At 70.9% G+C, this 16,513-nt stretch carries 18 protein-coding genes; 7 read left to right on the top strand and 11 right to left on the bottom strand.

All coding sequences use genetic code 11. From position 1 onward, the window contains the following. Positions 1–402: 402 nt before the first annotated feature. Positions 403–1,044, bottom strand: a complete 642-nt coding sequence (locus ACIBBD_RS21350; RefSeq protein ID WP_399421039.1) for a DNA-3-methyladenine glycosylase — start codon at positions 1,042–1,044, stop codon at positions 403–405. Between the two features lie 146 nt (positions 1,045–1,190). On the opposite strand from ACIBBD_RS21350, the gene ACIBBD_RS21355 reads away from it, so the two are divergent. Then, complete coding sequence (locus tag ACIBBD_RS21355; protein ID WP_399421040.1) at positions 1,191–1,973, top strand: sporulation protein; 783 nt, start codon at positions 1,191–1,193, stop codon at positions 1,971–1,973. 68 nt (positions 1,974–2,041) lie between these two features. On the opposite strand, the gene ACIBBD_RS21360 is transcribed toward ACIBBD_RS21355, so the two are convergent. From ACIBBD_RS21360 to ACIBBD_RS21370, 3 genes are all read right to left on the bottom strand, one after another. Continuing rightward, the gene (locus ACIBBD_RS21360; protein ID WP_399421041.1) at positions 2,042–2,251 is read right to left on the bottom strand and encodes a hypothetical protein; all 210 of its coding nucleotides are present in this window, start codon (positions 2,249–2,251) and stop codon (positions 2,042–2,044) included. After that, a complete protein-coding gene (locus ACIBBD_RS21365; RefSeq protein WP_399421305.1) occupies positions 2,248–2,919 on the bottom strand; it encodes a LamG-like jellyroll fold domain-containing protein in 672 nt (223 codons plus the stop codon). Before ACIBBD_RS21365 ends, ACIBBD_RS21360 begins: the two co-directional genes overlap by 4 nt. 187 nt (positions 2,920–3,106) lie before the next feature. After that, positions 3,107–3,364 carry a hypothetical protein gene (locus ACIBBD_RS21370; protein WP_399421042.1) on the bottom strand — a complete coding sequence of 86 codons (258 nt, stop codon included), beginning with the start codon at positions 3,362–3,364 and terminating at the stop codon, positions 3,107–3,109. 144 nt (positions 3,365–3,508) lie between these two features. On the opposite strand from ACIBBD_RS21370, the gene ACIBBD_RS21375 reads away from it, so the two are divergent. Both ACIBBD_RS21375 and ACIBBD_RS21380 read left to right on the top strand, forming a co-directional pair. Then, positions 3,509–4,048 carry a YbhB/YbcL family Raf kinase inhibitor-like protein gene (locus ACIBBD_RS21375; protein WP_399421043.1) on the top strand — a complete coding sequence of 180 codons (540 nt, stop codon included), beginning with the start codon at positions 3,509–3,511 and terminating at the stop codon, positions 4,046–4,048. A 210-nt stretch (positions 4,049–4,258) separates the two neighbouring features. Next, positions 4,259–4,765, top strand: a complete 507-nt coding sequence (locus ACIBBD_RS21380) for an HNH endonuclease (protein ID WP_399421044.1) — start codon at positions 4,259–4,261, stop codon at positions 4,763–4,765. Between the two features lie 113 nt (positions 4,766–4,878). Here ACIBBD_RS21380 and ACIBBD_RS21385 read toward each other — a convergent pair whose 3' ends face one another. The 3 genes from ACIBBD_RS21385 to ACIBBD_RS21395 form a co-directional block, all read right to left on the bottom strand. Then, positions 4,879–5,823: an SPFH domain-containing protein gene (locus ACIBBD_RS21385; protein ID WP_399421045.1), complete on the bottom strand. Its 945-nt coding sequence runs from the start codon at positions 5,821–5,823 to the stop codon at positions 4,879–4,881. A 141-nt stretch (positions 5,824–5,964) separates the two neighbouring features. Beyond that, positions 5,965–6,396, bottom strand: coding sequence for an NfeD family protein (locus tag ACIBBD_RS21390; protein ID WP_399421046.1), 432 nt, complete (start codon positions 6,394–6,396; stop codon positions 5,965–5,967). Between the two features lie 66 nt (positions 6,397–6,462). Then, entirely contained in the window at positions 6,463–7,260 is a 798-nt protein-coding gene (locus ACIBBD_RS21395; protein WP_399421047.1) for an ABC transporter ATP-binding protein, read from the bottom strand. A 154-nt stretch (positions 7,261–7,414) separates the two neighbouring features. Between ACIBBD_RS21395 and ACIBBD_RS21400 the strand changes: the two genes are divergently transcribed. Further along, positions 7,415–8,203, top strand: a complete 789-nt coding sequence (locus ACIBBD_RS21400) for a hypothetical protein (protein ID WP_399421048.1) — start codon at positions 7,415–7,417, stop codon at positions 8,201–8,203. 308 nt (positions 8,204–8,511) lie between these two features. On the opposite strand, the gene chpE is transcribed toward ACIBBD_RS21400, so the two are convergent. The 3 genes from chpE to ACIBBD_RS21415 form a co-directional block, all read right to left on the bottom strand. Next, positions 8,512–8,757 carry a chaplin ChpE gene (gene chpE / locus ACIBBD_RS21405; RefSeq protein ID WP_399421049.1) on the bottom strand — a complete coding sequence of 82 codons (246 nt, stop codon included), beginning with the start codon at positions 8,755–8,757 and terminating at the stop codon, positions 8,512–8,514. A gap of 187 nt (positions 8,758–8,944) precedes the next feature. Further along, positions 8,945–9,586: a response regulator gene (locus ACIBBD_RS21410; RefSeq protein ID WP_399421050.1), complete on the bottom strand. Its 642-nt coding sequence runs from the start codon at positions 9,584–9,586 to the stop codon at positions 8,945–8,947. Further along, positions 9,579–10,724: a GAF domain-containing sensor histidine kinase gene (locus tag ACIBBD_RS21415; protein ID WP_399421051.1), complete on the bottom strand. Its 1,146-nt coding sequence runs from the start codon at positions 10,722–10,724 to the stop codon at positions 9,579–9,581. Before ACIBBD_RS21415 ends, ACIBBD_RS21410 begins: the two co-directional genes overlap by 8 nt. A 240-nt stretch (positions 10,725–10,964) precedes the next feature. Between ACIBBD_RS21415 and ACIBBD_RS21420 the strand changes: the two genes are divergently transcribed. The 3 genes from ACIBBD_RS21420 to ACIBBD_RS21430 all read left to right on the top strand — a co-directional run bounded on the left by ACIBBD_RS21420 (position 10,965) and on the right by ACIBBD_RS21430 (position 13,795). Further along, positions 10,965–11,663: an SDR family NAD(P)-dependent oxidoreductase gene (locus tag ACIBBD_RS21420; RefSeq protein ID WP_399421052.1), complete on the top strand. Its 699-nt coding sequence runs from the start codon at positions 10,965–10,967 to the stop codon at positions 11,661–11,663. Further along, entirely contained in the window at positions 11,660–12,742 is a 1,083-nt protein-coding gene (locus tag ACIBBD_RS21425) for an S-adenosylmethionine:tRNA ribosyltransferase-isomerase (protein WP_399421054.1), read from the top strand. The genes ACIBBD_RS21420 and ACIBBD_RS21425 overlap by 4 nt, the downstream gene beginning before the upstream one ends. A gap of 300 nt (positions 12,743–13,042) precedes the next feature. Next, positions 13,043–13,795 carry a transglycosylase SLT domain-containing protein gene (locus ACIBBD_RS21430; RefSeq protein WP_399421055.1) on the top strand — a complete coding sequence of 251 codons (753 nt, stop codon included), beginning with the start codon at positions 13,043–13,045 and terminating at the stop codon, positions 13,793–13,795. A gap of 70 nt (positions 13,796–13,865) precedes the next feature. Here ACIBBD_RS21430 and ACIBBD_RS21435 read toward each other — a convergent pair whose 3' ends face one another. Then, positions 13,866–16,376 carry an FHA domain-containing protein gene (locus ACIBBD_RS21435; RefSeq protein WP_399421056.1) on the bottom strand — a complete coding sequence of 837 codons (2,511 nt, stop codon included), beginning with the start codon at positions 16,374–16,376 and terminating at the stop codon, positions 13,866–13,868. Positions 16,377–16,513: the final 137 nt, after the last annotated feature.

Raw genomic sequence — 16,513 nt, forward strand, 5'->3', positions numbered from 1 at the left:
CATATCTGGCGTTGACTTTTGGCACGCTGTTGAGTTCTCAAGGAACGGACGCTTCCTTTGTACTCACCCGAGAGACTCTCTCGCGGCTTTCCTCCAGGCGCTTCCCTTCGGTCTTGCGTTTCCGACTCTATCAGATCTTTTCTCGATCCGATTCCCTGTCGGCGGGTTTTGCCTCGGGCTTTCGGCTTTCGCCTGTCGGCCTTTCGACATTCACTACGTTAGCCGATTCCCTCGCCAGCTCATAATCGAGCTCCGCCGAGTTCGAATTCGGGCATGCGGACATACCGAATTCGACCCCGCTGAGGGGCGTCGTAGGTAGTGGGTTGGCCGCTTCCGGCTGCAGGCGATCGCCGTACCCGGTTCAAGCGGCTCGGGCTACGTTACGCCCCGGCCCTGAGCGAGTCAACTTCGTCGGCGCCGCGGGACATGGGCCCGATAGGGGCTCACCGTCGGGTCGTTGGCGACCCAGTAGCGCCACGGGTGGACGGCGCCGTCGCCGGAGACTCCCGTGCGGGGTCCGTTGCGTACCTGGTCGGCTGGTACGGGGGTGCCCTTGAGGATGCGGAGGGGGGTGTCTGCCGGGGTGCAGGCGTCCGTGCCGTCGAGGGCTCGGTCCACGTCGAGGGCCGTTGCCAGGCGGGCGGGGCCTTTGGCCAGTTCCTTGTCGTTGCGGGCCGAGAGTCGACGGGCGCGGGCCAGTTCGGCGCCCTCGACGATCTCGCCGGCGCGGAGGAGGACGGCGCTCGCGCTGCCGTCGGGGCCGCAGACGAGGTTCATGCAGTGCCACATGCCGTAGGTGAAGTAGACGTACACGTGTCCGGGGGGACCGAACATCACGCTGTTGCGGGCCGTGCGGCCTCGGTAGGCGTGGGAGCCCGGGTCGTTCGGGCCGTCGTAGGCCTCGACCTCGGTGAGGCGGAGGGTGATCGGACCGTCCGGGGTGGTGCGGACGAGGAGGCGGCCGAGAAGGTCGGGGGCCACTTCCAGGACGGGGCGGTCGAAGAAGGACCGGGGAAGGGGCGTACGGTCGGCAGTCGCGATCATGCCCTCCGAGCGTAGTGCAGACGGCTGGGTGCGTCGGGGTGGTCGGCGGGCACTCGGGTTGCCAGGGTGTGACTCGGAACCGGCCAGTGCCGGATCGCGTTTGTAGGGATCAAGGAACCCGTCGTAGAGGTCGTAGAGGGAGAGTCATGGCGTTCAAGAAGCTGCTCGCGAGTCTCGGAGCCGGTGGGGCTTCGGTCGAGACGGTGCTGACGGAGGTCAACGTCGTCCCGGGCGGCGTCGTGCAGGGTGAGGTGCGGATCCAGGGCGGGTCCGTCAACCAGCAGATCGAGGGGCTGTCGGTCGGGCTGCAGGCCAAGGTCGAGGTCGAGAACGGCGACCAGGAGTACAAGCAGGACATCGAGTTCACCAAGCAGCGTCTCGGCGGGGCCTTCGAGCTGCAGGCGAACGCGGTGCACGCCGTGCCGTTCGGGCTGGAGATCCCGTGGGAGACCCCGGTCACGATGATCGACGGGCAGCCGCTGCGCGGCATGAACATCGGTGTGACCACCGAGCTGGAGATCGCGCGGGCCGTGGACTCCGGTGACCTGGACCCGGTGAACGTGCACCCGCTGCCGGCGCAGAAGGCGATCCTGGATGCCTTCATCCAGCTGGGCTTCCGTTTCAAGAACGCGGACCTCGAGCGCGGTCACATCCGGGGTACGCGCCAGAAGCTGCCGTTCTACCAGGAGATCGAGTTCTTCCCGCCGGCCCAGTACCGGGGGCTGAACCAGGTGGAGCTGAGCTTCGTGGCCGACGCGCAGGCGATGGACGTCGTGCTGGAGATGGACAAGAAGCCGGGGCTGTTCAGCGAGAGCAGCGACACCTTCCGGTCTTTCCAGGTGGGGCTGAACGACTACCAGGGGACGGACTGGACGGTGTACCTCAACCAGTGGCTGTCCGAGGTCGGCAGCAAGCGCAACTGGTTCTAGGCACAGGGTTGTGGAGACGGGGAAGGCCCGGAGCGCCGTGCGGTGCTCCGGGCCTTCCCCGTCCGGCCTCACATGCGGGCGTAGCCCTGCGCGGTGACCTTCTCGAAGGGGAGGTGGACGACCGTGCCCCCGTCTGTGGGAGCGGTGTTCGTCTCGCGCAGCGTCGTGATCTCGTCCGCGGTCAGGGTGCGGCGGATCTGGCGGAACTCGTCGAGGGAGCCGGTGAGGCGGGTCGAGGCGGCGCCGTCGGGGCGGACGCCGAGGTGGATGCCGGTCACGTCGAAGGTGTCGCCGTAGTGAGGGAGCCCGCCGGGACGGTGCCGGGGGTGCCGCTCACGCCGTCGATGGACAGGGTGAGGCGGGTGCCCTCGCGTTGGAGGACGACGTGGTGCCACTGGGCGCCGGTGCGGAAGGGGGTGTCGGGGGCGTAGGCGGTGGGGCGGCGGCGCTCTCGGTCTGGACGAGGGCGGCGAGGCGGCGGGAGCCGGGTTCGGCCCGCAGCCAGAGCTGGCGTTCGGCGGCGCCCATGCCGTAGACCCAGGCCGTCGAGGGAGCCGGTGAAGGTGTCACTGCCGTCGGCGGGTTTGGCGCCGAGGCGGATGCCGTCGACTCCGGAGGCGCGGGGTGAGGTGAGCGAGCCGGTGGGGCCGGTGCGGGTGACGGTGGTGCCGTCGACAGCGAGGCGGACCTGGTCGCCGACGCGGACGAGGGTCAGGTGGTGCCAGGCGCCGTCGCGGTGGGCCGCCGAGCCGTCCGGGGCCTGGAGGGTGAGGCTGATGCGGCTGCCGGATCCTTCGGCGCAGGGCGAGGACCGAAGCCAGGGCTCTCGTACGCGCCGACGACCAGGCGGCCGGCGTAGGGGCCGTTCCTGAGCTGGATGCCGTGGGCGGGGCCGGTGGCGAACGAGCCGGTGGTCCTGCCGCTGAGGCGGGTGAGGGCGCGGGATGCGCCGAAGGTGAGGCCGTCGTCGGTGCTCTTCTGGACGTACGGCGGGCGGGTGCCGCGGGTGGCCGGTTCGCCGGTGGAGACGAGGGAGACGTCTCCGGTCTGCTGGTCGGCGACGGGGTGGCGTTGTCGCGGGTGTACGGCGCCTCGGTCGGTGGGGCTGCCGGACAGGACGGTGCGGATCGGGCTCAGGTGCGGCCGTCGTTGGTGGAGCGGCGTACGACGAGGTCGATGGGGCCGCGGTCGGCGCGGGACGGGGAGGACCTGCCTTCGGCGAAGGCGAGGAGGGTGCCCGCCTTGGTGCGCACGAGGGAGGGGATGCGGAAGCAGCCGTAGCCGCCGGTGCCGGAGCGGAAGAGGGTCTGCTGGGTTCCGGTGAGCCGGTCGTCGGAGATGCGGGTGCCGCTCGCGTCGGCGGGCGGGGCGGTGACGAGCGTGGCGGCCATCGAGAGCAGAACAGTGGCCAGGGTTCTTCGGCGGGCAGGGCGTGACACTGATCGCTGGTGAGGCATGGGGGAACGGTATGTGACGGTGTGAAAGCCGTAGGCTCGCAGGTGGAATCCGTTTCCGATCGATCAGGAGGTATCGAGGTGACCGAGCTGAAGAGGCGGCCGCTGCCCCACGACTTCCATCCGCCGGTGCCGTCGTTCACGGTCACGAGCGAGGACGTGCGGGAGGGCGCGACGCTCAAGAGCGCTCAGGTGCACTCCGAGGGGAACACCTCGCCGCAGCTGCGGTGGGAGGGTTTCCCGCCGGAGACCAAGAGCTTCGCCGTGACCTGCTACGACCCGGACGCGCCGACCGGCAGCGGGTTCTGGCACTGGGTGCTGTTCGACATCCCGGCCTCGGTGACCGAGTTGCCGGTGGGTGCGGGCAGTGGCAGGTTCGAGAAGTTGCCGGAGGGTGCTGTTCACGCCCGCAACGACTACGGCACCAAGGACTTCGGCGGGGCGGCGCCGCCGCCCGGGGACGGACCGCACCGGTACGTCTTCACGGTGTACGCGGTGGACCAGGAGAAGCTCGGCCCGGATTCCGACGCCTCGCCGGCGGTCGTCGGTTTCAATTTGCGGTTCCACACGATCGCGCGGGCCCAGCTGATCGGTGAGTACGAGAACCCCGCGCAGAGCTGAGACGGCGGCCCGAGTAAGCTCATCGTTCATTCAACGTTTGCCCGTCCCTGGTCTTGGAAGTGATCAGGGGCGGGCATTTTTGTTGCCGGGGGTCGCGGGGGTCACCCCCCGTGGAGCAGCAGATATTGCGTTGTCCATCTCGGCGTGCCCGGCCAGAGTTGGTCCCAGCCCGCCACGGGGTGGGCCGGTGCACACGGGAGGTGGGCTGGTATGCGGGACACGCTGGTACTGAACGCAAGCTTCGAGCCGCTGTCGACGGTGACGTTGAACCGAGCCGTCGTTCTGGTGCTTCAGGACAAGGCCGTCGTCGAGCAGGCCCACCCCGAACTGCGGATGCGCGGGGCCGCCGTCGACATACCGGCGCCCCGGGTGATCAGGCTGTGCAGGTACGTACGGGTGCCGTTCCGAAGACAAGCACCGTGGTCGAGGCGGGGTGTGCTGATCAGGGACCGCCACCGGTGCGCTTACTGCGGCCGGCGGGCGACCACGGTGGACCACGTGGTGCCTCGGGCTCAGGGTGGTCAGGACTCCTGGCTCAACACGGTCGCCTCGTGCGCGGAGGACAACCACCGCAAGGCGGACCGGACTCCGGAGCAGGCGGGGATGCCTCTGCTGAGGCAGCCTTTCGAACCGACCCCCCAGGACGCGATGTTGCTGGCGCTGGGCCAGGAGGACTTGGCCGCGCTGCCTCAGTGGTTGTCCGTGGACGCGGCTTAGCGGTTCGCCCTGGGGGTCTTCGTCGTCCGTTCGGCTCGGGCCGTACGTGGCGGGTCACCCGGTTCCCCGCATCCCCTCAAGTGGGTGCGGGGAACGGTTTTTTCCAGCTGCCGTCAGTCGATCGACGGCTTCTCCCGGCGTTCCGTCGTCCTTTCGGAGCCGCCGCCGTTCGAACCGCCGCCCAGGGAGCCGAAGTTGCCCATGGCGCCGGAGAGCCCCTTGAGGGCGTCGCCGATCTCGCTGGGGACGATCCAGAGCTTGTTGGCGTCGCCCTCGGCGATCTTCGGGAGCATCTGCAGGTACTGGTAGGACAGGAGCTTCTGGTCCGGGTCGCCGGCGTGGATCGCCTCGAAGACCGTACGGACCGCCTGGGCCTCGCCCTCGGCACGCAACGCGGCTGCCTTGGCCTCGCCCTCGGCCTTGAGGATGGCGGACTGCTTCTCACCCTCGGCGGTGAGGATGGCGGCCTGGCGCGTGCCTTCGGCGGTGAGGATGGCGGCGCGCTTGTCACGGTCGGCGCGCATCTGCTTCTCCATCGAGTCCTGGATGGAGGTCGGCGGCTCGATCGCCTTGAGCTCGACGCGGTTGACGCGGATGCCCCACTTGCCGGTGGCCTCGTCGAGGACGCCGCGCAGGGCCGCGTTGATCTCCTCGCGGGAGGTCAGGGTCCGCTCCAGGTCCATGCCACCGATGATGTTGCGCAGTGTGGTGACGGTGAGCTGCTCGATCGCCTGGATGTAGCTGGCGACTTCGTACGTGGCGGCGCGGGCGTCGGTCACCTGGTAGTAGATGACGGTGTCGATGTTGACGACCAGGTTGTCCTGGGTGATCACCGGCTGCGGCGGGAACGGCACGACCTGTTCCCGCAGGTCGATGCGGTTACGGATGGTGTCGATGAACGGCACGACGATGTTGAGGCCCGCGTTGAGCGTGCGCGTGTAGCGGCCGAAGCGCTCCACGATGGCGGCGCTCGCCTGCGGGATGACCTGGATCGTCTTGATCAGGGCGATGAAGACCAACACCACCAGGATGATCAAGACGATGATGACCGGTTCCATCGTGCTCCCCGTACCCTTCTCCGCCTCGGCGCTTTCGGAAGATCTTAGGCTTGTTGAAGATCTTGCTGGTCGAGTCTGACAGACCGTCGTGCGGCGCGTGGTGTGTTCGGTTCACTTGCGTCGTGCGGGAGTTGTGCAAGGTCAGATGACGAGCGCCGTGGCCCCCTCGATGTCCACGACGTCCACTTCCTGGCCCACCTCGTAGGTACGGTCGGTGTCGAGGGCGCGCGCGGACCAGACTTCGCCGGCGAGCTTGATGCGTCCGCCGGAGCCGTCGACGCGCTCGAGCACGACGGCCTGTTTGCCCTTCAACGCGTCGACACCGGTGGCGAGTCGGGGTCGCTGCGCGCTGTGCCGGGCCGCGATGGGCCGTACGACGGCGATGAGGGCGACCGAGACGGCGACGAAGACGAGCACCTGGGCCACGGTGCCGAGGCCGAAGCCCGCGGCGACCGCGGCCGCGACGGCGCCGACCGCGAGCATGCCGAACTCCGGCATCGCGGTCACCACGAGCGGGATTCCGAGCGCTGCCGCGCCGACGAGCCACCACACGTACGCGTCGATGTCGTTCACGCGTTCATGGTAGGACCGTGGGTCCTGCCGCCGACAGGGCGCGAAAGGGGGCGGTCGGCAAGGCGGTCAGGACAGCGGCAGGCCCTGGGCGGTCCAGCGGTCGCCGACCTGTTCCACGACGAGGGGCAGGCCGAAGCAGTGGGAGAGGTTGCGGGAGGTGAGTTCGAGCTCGACCGGGCCGGCGGCGAGGACCTTGCCCTGGCGGATCATGAGGACGTGGGTGAAGCCGGGGGCGATCTCCTCGACGTGGTGCGTCACCATGATCATCGACGGGGCGATGGGGTCGCGGGCGAGGCGGCCGAGGCGGCGTACGAGGTCCTCGCGGCCGCCGAGGTCCAGGCCGGCGGCGGGCTCGTCGAGGAGCAGCAGTTCGGGGTCGGTCATCAGGGCCCGGGCGATGAGGGTGCGCTTGCGCTCGCCCTCGGAGAGGGTGCCGAACCTGCGGTCGAGGTACTCGCTCATGCCGAGGCGGTCGAGGAAGGCGCGGGCGCGCTGCTCGTCGACGGCCTCGTACTCCTCCTGCCAGCCGGCCGTCATGCCGTACGCGGCGGTCAGGACGGTCTGCAGGACGGTCTGGCGCTTGGGCAGCTTGTCGGCCATGGCGATGCCGGCCATGCCGATGCGGGGGCGCAGCTCGAAGACGTCGGTGCCGGGCGTGCCGAGGGTCTCGCCGAGGATGGTGGCGGTGCCCTTGCTGGGGTAGAGGTAGCTGGACGCGACGTTCAGCAGGGTCGTCTTGCCGGCTCCGTTGGGGCCGAGGATGACCCAGCGCTCGCCCTCCTTGACCGACCAGGAGACCTGGTCCACCAGAGCCCGGCCCTCGCGGACCACGGATACGTCCTGAAGCTCCAGAACATCGCTCATGAGCGCGTTGTCTCCCCTTGCAGTGTGGCCGGACTCGGTCGTCGCGTACGCCTGTGGCTCGGACCGCCGCGCGCGGGTGGGCGCGGCCCTCCGGGAAAATCTACGCCACCGGCCGGGTGAGCCGTTCCATCGGTCCGCTCCTTAGGCTGGGGGCATGCTCTCGGAACCGCGCTCTGGTCGCCTTGCCGCTTGGGGAAATGCCCTGTTGGCCGGATTTGCCTCACCGGACGACGCCATGCTCGCCGTCGTCGGGGAGGACGCCGTGCACCGGGTGGAGGGGGTGCCGGGTGAGACGGCGCCCGTCGGGCTCACGCTCGCGTTGGGGCGGCTGCGGGCGCTGGGGGTGAAGGGGCTGCGGGTGGCGCTGCCGGCGCCCGGGCATCCGCTGGGGCTGAGCGGGCCGCCGGAGTTCAACGCGCGGGCGCTGGAGGCGGAGGAGGCGGTGGTGTGCCACGGGGCGGCCCTGGGGCTGGTGCCGGAGGTCTACGAGGCCGGGCCCGAGGGTGATGTGCACGTCGAGGTGGTGTGGCACTGCCTCGCGGTACGGGAGGCTCCGCCGGCGGATGTGCCGTCGCTCGGTGAGGCGGAGCGGGAGCTGGCGGAGGCGTTGCGGGAGGCCACGGCGGTGTTGGCGCGGTTGGACGTGGCGGCGTCGGGGCCGGTGGCGGAGGCGGCGATCGACGCGTACCGGGCTCGGGCCGAGCGGGGGCGGGAGGTGCTGGCCCCGGGGTATCCGCCGCGGGCGGTGCGGGTGCTGGAGCTGGCGCAGCGGGTGGGGTTGTTGATCTCCCTCGCCGTGGAGAACGGGCACGGGGGCGCGGTGAGCGCGTCGGAGATGGCGGCGCGCAGGGAGGCGCTGCGGCCGGTGGAGCGGACGGCTCGGCGGGCGCAGGTCGCCGCGTACAACGCGTATGTGGAGGAGTTGGAGCGGGGGGTCCGGTGACGGAGGCGGCCCGGTGAGGACGGGGTGAGGTGAGCGTCGGTTCGAGCGGTGGCCGGGGGCGGTGCCGGCGGGTGGGGTGCGCGGCCCGGCGCTGACGGGGCCCGTCGCGCGGCCCGTGTCGCCGGGGCGGTTCGGCTGCCCGGGGTCGGGCTGCCCGCGGTACGGCAGGGTCGGCCGACTGCGGGCGCCGGTCTCGGGGACGGCCGGGCGGGGGTTGGGGACGGCGAGCAGGCCGGCCTCCCCCGGAGTGGGGCCGGGGGAGGCCGGGGGCCCTGCGGTCCGGAAGGGACCTCGGGGGGCGAGGGACGTCAGTGGTTGAGGCCCGTGTTGCCGAAGGCCGGGTTCAGCACGCCGATGACGTTGGCGCTGTTGCCGACGGCGTTGACCGGGATGTGCACCGGGGCCTGGACGAGGTTGCCCGAGACGACGCCCGGCGAGCCCTTGGCCTCGCCTGCGGCCGAGGCGCCGCCGGCGGCGGAGGCCATGCCGGCGCCCGCGGCCACCAGCCCGCCGGCCACCATCGTCACGGCCGCCGCCTTCTTCAGGTTCTTCACTGCTGAGCCCTCCTGGCCCTCTGGCGATCGCCGCGGCGGTCGCCGCGGCACACACGGGAGAACGCCGGCGCTCGCCGGAGGATGCGCCATCCGGGGGACATTCCCACGACGGTATGAATCTCGGACCGGCCGGGACGCCTCCGGACGGGCGTCCCGGCGTGCCCCCGGGCGTGCGCCGGAGCGCGTCTCAGCCGGTCACGCCATGGCGTACGGCCCACAGGGCGGCCTGGGTGCGGTCGGCGAGGTCGAGTTTCATCAGGATGTTCGAGACATGGGTCTTCACGGTCTTCTCCGACAGCACCAGGGCGCGGGCGATCTCGCGGTTGGAGCGGCCGTCCGCTATCAGGCCCAGCACCTCGCGCTCCCGTTCGGTGAGCGAGCCGCCCCTTCCCTGCCCGGAGTTGGCCTCCTCCTGGGAGAGCAGGGCCCCGGCGACCTCCGGCTGGAGCAGGATGTGGCCGGCGTGGACCGAGCGGATGGCCCCGGCCAGGGCGTCGGGGTCCACGTCCTTGTAGACGTACCCGGCGGCCCCCGCGCGCAGGGCGGGGACGACGGTGCGCTGTTCGGTGAAGCTGGTGACGATCAGCACGCGGGCGGGATGGTCGAGTTCGCGGAGCCTGCGCAGGGCCTCGACGCCGTCCATGCCGGGCATCTTGACGTCCATCAGGACGACGTCGGGCTTCAGCTCCTCGGCTCGGGCGACTCCCTCGGCGCCGTCGGAGGCCTCGCCGACGACCTCGATGTCGTCCTGTACCTCCAGGAAGGTGCGCAGGCCCCGGCGGACGACCTGGTGGTCGTCGACGAGCAGCACCTTGATTGGGTCAGCCACCGGGGGCCTCCATCTCGATCGTGGTGCCCTTGCCGGGCGCCGATTCCACCGTCAGGCTGCCGCCGACGCCACTCGCCCGGTCCCGCATGGACACCAGGCCGAGATGGCGGCCGGCCCTGCGGATCGCCGTGGGGTCGAAGCCGCTGCCGTCGTCCGTGATGCGCAGCACGGTGTCGGGGCCGCGCTTGTGCAGGGTGACGTCGACGTGCTCCGCGCCGGAGTGGCGCAGCGCGTTGTGCAGGGCCTCCTGGGCGACGCGCAGCAGGGCCTCCTCCTGGGCGGCCGGGAGGGCGCGCACGCCGTGGCTGGTGAAGGTCACGCGCGCGGAGTGGGCGCGGTCGAGGACCTGTACCTGGGTGCGGAGGGTGGCGACGAGTCCGTCCTCGTCGAGCGCCGCGGGCCGCAACTCCACGACGGCGGCGCGCAGTTCGTCGGCGGCCTCCGCGGCGAGCGCGGCGACCTGCTGCAGCTCGCCCTTGGCGCGGGACGGGTCGCGGTCGACGAGGGCGGCGGCGGCCTGCGCGGTCAGGCGCAGGGAGAACAGCTTCTGGCTGACCGCGTCGTGCAGTTCGTGGGCCAGCCGGGAGCGCTCCTCGGCGATGGTCAGTTCACGGCTGCGCTCGTAGAGGCGGGCGTTGGTCAGGGCGATCGCGGCGTGCTGGGCGAGGATGGCGAGGAGTTCCTCGTCGTCCTCGGTGAAGCCGCAGCCGCCCGCGGGCTTCGCGCAGTTCTTGTTCGCGAGGAACAGGGCGCCGATGACCTCGTCGCCGTCGCGGATGGGCAGGCCCAGGAAGTCGGACATCTCCGGGTGGGCGGAGGGCCAGCCCTCGAAGCGCGGGTCCTCGCGCACGTCGGCGAGGCGCTCGGGCCTGGCATCGTGGAGCATCGCGGCCAGGATGCCGTGCTGGCGGGGCAGGGGGCCGATGGCCTTCCACTGCTCCTCGCCGACGCCGTCGACGACGAACTGGGCGAACCCTCCGTGGTCGTCCGGGACGCCGAGCGCGGCGTACTGCGCGTCGAGCAGCTCGCGGGCCGAGGCGACGATCGTCTTGAGGACGTCGCGCACCTCGAGGTGCCTGCTCATGGCCAGCAGCGCGGAACTCACCGCGGCGAGGCCGGACCGGGGGCCTTGACTCATGTCCTCACGGTACCGGCGGGGTGTGACAGCCGGGATCGGACCTGTGGCGGCGGTGGGGTAGGGCCCTGGACCTAGGGCCGGGGTCCCCTGCGCAGGGCGTAGGGCGAGCGGCGGGGGCACGGGGGCGTACGACGAAGGGACCCGGCGGCCCCGCCCCGCGTCCGAGGCGGGGTGGGCGGCCCGGTTCCTAGGTTGAGGTCACCGTCGAGTGGAGGCGGGTCGGACGAGGGGACGGATGGCATGCCGGTAGCGATCATCACGGGAGCGTCGAAGGGTCTGGGGCGGGCGCTGGCCGAGGCGCTGGCCGCGCGGGGCTGGGATCTGGTGCTGGGCGCCAGGACGGCGGCCGTGCTGAAGGAGACGGCGGCCGTGGTCGCGGAGCACGGGACGCGGGTCAAGGCCGTCACGGGGGACGTCACGGAGCCCGCGCACCGGTCCGCGCTGGTGGCGGCGGCCCGGCGGCTCGGCGGCTGCGACCTGCTGGTGAACAACGCGAGCGCGCTGGGTGCCGAGCCGCTGGTCCGGCTGGAGGAGCTGCCGCTGGACGGGCTGCGGCGGGCGCTGGAGGTGAACGTCGTGGCCGCGTTGGGCCTCGTCCAGGAGGCGCTGCCGCTGCTGCGCGGGGCGCGGGCGGGCGCGGTGATCACGGTCAGCTCGGACGCGGCGGTCGAGGCGTACGGGACCTGGGGCGGGTACGGGGCCTCGAAGGCGGCCCTCGACCAGCTCGCGGCGGTGCTCGGCGAGGAGGAGCCGGGACTGCGGGTGTGGGCGGTGGACCCCGGGGACATGGCGACGGACCTGTACGCGGCGGCCGTACCGGACGACGCCGGTACGCGGCCGGAGCCGGGCGGTGTGGTGCCGGGGTTCCTGCGGTTGCTGGACGAACGGCCGGCGAGCGGGAGGTACGGGGCGCCGGCCCTGCTGGAGGGACGGCGATGACACTGGCCCTGCGGGTACCGGAGGAGTTGTCGGCGCGCGTTCCGGCGGAGCAGCGGGGGCCCGGGCGCGAGCGGGACTCCGTACGGCTGCTGGTGTCGCGGGGGACGCAGGTGGCGCATCACGTGTTCCGGGAGCTTCCCGGGCTGGTGCGGGCCGGGGACCTGCTGGTGGTGAACACCTCCTCCACGCTGGCGGCCGCCGTGGACGGGTGGATCGGCCACGCGCGTGTGGTGGCGCACTTCTCCACGCGGGGGGACGACGGGCGGTGGGCCGTCGAGCTGCGGGATCCGGACGGGAGGGGCACCACGCGTGCGCGTGCGGGCGGGCCCGCCGGGACGGAGGTGCGGCTGGCCGGGGGTGTGCGGCTCGTGTGCGAGGAGCCGCTGAGCGGGGGCAGTGGGCGGCTGTGGTGGGCGCGGGTGTCCGGCGGGACCGTACCGGGGCTGCTGCGGGAGCACGGGCGGCCCATCCGTTACTCCTATACGGAGCGGGAGCAGCCGTTGTCCGTCTACCAGACGGTGTTCGCGCTGCCGTCGGACGACGGGTCGGGCAGTGCGGAGATGCCGAGTGCGGCGCGGCCCTTCACGGCGCGGCTGGTGGCGGAGCTGGTGAGCCGGGGGGTGTGCTTCGCGCCGGTCACGCTGCACACCGGGGTCGCCTCGGCGGAGGTGCACGAGCCGCCGTATCCGGAGCGGTTCGCGGTGCCGGAGGCGTCGGCGCGCTTGATCAACGCCGTCAGGGCGGGTGACGGAAGGGTGATCGCGGTGGGGACGACGGCGGTGCGGGCCGTGGAGTCGGCGGCCGGGCCGGACGGAGTCGTCCGCGCGTGTGAGGGGTGGACGGACCTCGTCGTCACGCCCGGGCGCGGGGTGCGGGTGGTGGACGGGCTGCTGACCGGGCTGCACGAGCCGGAGGCCTCGCATCTGCTGATGCTGGAGGCGGTGGCGGGGCGGGCCGCGATCGACCGGGGCTACGCCGAGGCGCTGCGCGGACGCTACCTGTGGCACGAGTTCGGGGACGTGCATCTCGTCCTGCCGGAGGAGCCTCACACAGAGCATTGCGACAGCAACATGCTGTGAGAACGGCGGGTGTCGGATGTGAGCCCGAGCATAGGGTGCACATCACGTACGAAGGACCATAGGAGTCAAAAGGGTCAGGCGTGAACGGGACAGACGGTGTGGTCTGTCCCGTTTTGCCCTTCCCTGATCCACTACCCGGGATCGTACGTCACACCGTTGCCTCCGAATTTTGCGCCCGCTAACAATTACCCCCGTCGCTCAGCGCTGCGGGTTCCCCCGCGGCGCTCGTGCCGAAAGCACCCGTGTCCACCGACGGACAAAGAGAGCGACCTCCGCGCTATTCGAAGAGGTCCTTCACTCATGCCCAAGAACACTCACAAGATCGCGATCGCCGGTGTCGCCACGCTCGGTGCTGCCGCCCTCGCCTTCTCCGTGGTGCCGGCCGACGCTCAGACGACCACGACGGAGACCGTCGCCTCGTCCCGCGTCGCCTACGGCTCCGAGCAGGTGAAGGACCTCAAGCCCAGCGTGACCGACCAGATGGCCGGCGCCGCCCTCAAGGTCGAGGCCATCGCGGCGAAGAAGAAGGCCGCCGCCGACGCCGCTGCCGCCGTCGCCAAGAAGAAGGCCACCGCCGACGCCGCCGCTGCCGCCGCCAAGAAGAAGGCCGCCGCCGCGACCGCCGCGAAGAAGGCCGCCGCCCGCAAGGCCGCCGCACAGCGCACGGCCCAGGAGACCGCGAGCCGGACCGCGAACCGCGTCGCGATCAAGAAGGCCGCCGCGAAGTCCTACCCCGACAACCTCGACGGCTGGATCCGTGAGTCGCTCGACATCATGAAGAAGCACGGCATCCCGGGCTCCTACTCGGGCATCCACCGCAACATCATGCGGGAGTCCTCGGGCAACCCGAACGCCATCAACGACTGGGACATCAACGCCATCAACGGCGTCCCGTCGAAGGGCCTGCTGCAGGTCATCCCGCCGACCTTCAAGGCCTACCACGTGCCCGGCACGTCCTGGAACATCTACGACCCGGTCGCCAACATCACCGCCGCCTGCAACTACGCGGCCGACCGCTACGGCTCCATGGACAACGTCAACAGCGCGTACTGAGCCTGTCCGCCGACGCCGAAGGGCGGCACCCCGGTCGGGGTGCCGCCCTTCGGCGTCGTGCGCGACACGACTACTTCCGCATGACCTCGGGCTCGTGGCGGCGCAGGAAGCGGGCCACGAAGAAGCCGCAGATCACACCGAGGGCGATCAGGGCGGCCATGTCCATGGCCCAGGCGCCGACGGTGTGCTCCCACAGCGGGTCGTTGCCGGCGCCCTCCTCGGGCGGGCTGATCTTGTTGAAGTCCAGCGTGGCGCCCGCGGCGGCGACCGCCCAGCGCGAGGGCATCAGGTACGAGAACTGGTTGACCCCGATCGAGCCGTTCAGGGCGAACAGACAGCCGGTGAAGACGACCTGGATGATCGCGAACATGACCAGCAGGGGCATGGTCTTCTCGGCGGTCTTCACCAGCGCGGAGATGATCAGGCCGAACATCATCGAGGTGAAGCCGAGCGCCATGATCGGCAGCGACATCTCGAGGAGCGTCAGCTTGCCGAGGACCAGGCCCTCTTCGGGGATCTCCCGGCTGGAGAGGCCGATGACGCCGACCAGCAGACCCTGGAGCACGGTGATCATGCCCAGCACGAACACCTTGGACATCAGGTACGCGGAGCGCGACAGGCCGGTCGCGCGCTCCCGCTCGTAGATGACCCGTTCCTTGATCAGCTCACGGACGGAGTTCGCGGCACCGGCGAAGCAGGCGCCGACGGCGAGGATCAGCAGGACCGTGGTGGCCGTGCCGTTCGGGATGACCCGGCCGGTCTGCGGGTTGGCCGGGTTCGGCAGCAGCCCGCGGTCCGGGTCGATGAGCAGGCTCACCGCGCCAAGGACGGCCGGCAGGATCACCATCAGGGCGAGGAAGCCCTTGTCGGAGACGATCACCGAGATGTAGCGGCGCACCAGCGTGACGAACTGGGACATCCAGCCCTGCGGCTTCGGCGGCTTCATCGCCTGCATCGGCGGCACCTGTACGGACTGCGGCGCGATGGCGTCGATGTCCGCGGCGTACATCTGGTAGTGCTGCGAGCCCTTCCAGCGGCCCGCCCAGTCGTAGTCGCGGTAGTTCTCGAAGGCGGAGAAGACGTCGGCCCAGGTGTCGTAGCCGAAGAAGTTCAGCGCCTCCTCCGGCGGGCCGAAGTACGCCACGGCGCCGCCCGGCGCCATCACCAGCAGCTTGTCGCACAGGGCGAGTTCGGCCACGGAGTGGGTGACGACGAGGACCGTACGACCGTCGTCGGCGAGGCCGCGCAGCAGCTGCATGACGTCGCGGTCCATACCCGGGTCGAGACCGGAGGTCGGCTCGTCCAGGAAGATCAGCGACGGCTTGGTGAGCAGCTCCAGGGCCACCGAGACACGCTTGCGCTGGCCGCCGGAGAGGGAGGTGACCTTCTTCTCCTTGTGGATGTCCAGCTTCAGTTCGCGCAGCACCTCGTCGATGCGGGCCTCGCGCTCGACCGCCGTGGTGTCGGCGGGGAAGCGGAGCTTGGCCGCGTACTTGAGGGCCTTCTTGACGGTCAGCTCCTTGTGCAGGATGTCGTCCTGCGGAACCAGACCGATGCGCTGGCGCAGCTCGGCGAACTGCTTGTAGAGGTTCCGGTTGTCGTAGAGCACGTCGCCCTGGTTGGCGGGCCGGTAGCCGGTCAGCGCCTTGAGCAGGGTGGACTTGCCGGAGCCGGACGGGCCGATGACCGCGATCAGCGACTTCTCCGGGACGCCGAAGGAGACGTCCTTCAGGATCTGCTTGCCGCCGTCGACCGTGACGGTCAGGTGGCGGGCGGAGAAGGAGACCTCACCGGTGTCGACGAACTCCTCGAGGCGGTCGCCGACGATCCGGAACGTCGAGTGGCCGACACCGACGACGTCGGTCGGGCCGAGCAGCTGCGAGCCGCCCTTGGCGATCGGCTGACCGTTGACGTACGTGCCGTTGTGCGAGCCGAGGTCGCGGATCTCCATGCGGCCGTCGGGCGTCGAGTGGAACTCGGCGTGGTGACGGGAGACCTGGAGGTCGGAGACGACCAGGTCGTTCTCCAGGGAACGGCCGATGCGCATGACGCGGCCGAGGGAGAACTGGTGGAACGTGGTCGGGCTGCGGTCGCCGTAGACCGGCGGCGCCCCCGCGCCGACGCCGGAACCCTGCTGCTGCGGGATGGGCGCCGCGGCCTGCTGCGGCTGCTGCCAGCCGGCCTGCACGGCCTGCGGCTGCGGCGCCTGCTGGGCCCAGCCCTGGTTCGCCCCCTGCGCGGCGTACGGCTGCTGCTGCGGCTGGGCCTGCGGCGCTCCGGCCTTCGCGGCCGCCGCGGAAAGGCTCAGGCGCGGTCCGTCGCTCGCGTTGCCGAGGTGCACCACCGAGCCGGGGCCGACCTCCACCTGCTGGATCCGCTGACCCTGCACGAACGTGCCGTTGGTGCTGCCGGGGTCCTCCAGCACCCAACCACGGCCGTTGAAGCTGACCGTGGCGTGACGCCAGGAGACCCTGGCGTCGTCGAGGACGATGTCGCCCTGCGGATCGCGTCCGAGGGTGTAGGCCCTGGACGGATCGAGCGTCCAGGTGCGTCCGTTCAATTCCAGTACGAGTTCCGGCACTCCATGCCCCACTGAGTAGTCCCCCGAGTTACCCCCATCACAGGGAGTCTAGGGATGTCGAACATCGTCGGGAACTATTTCAGGCGCGGCCCCCTGACCGAAAGTCGGGCCTTGTGAAGACCGGGCACAAGCTCATC

This window comes from Streptomyces sp. NPDC051315, assembly GCF_044455165.1.
GTDB lineage: Bacteria > Actinomycetota > Actinomycetes > Streptomycetales > Streptomycetaceae > Streptomyces.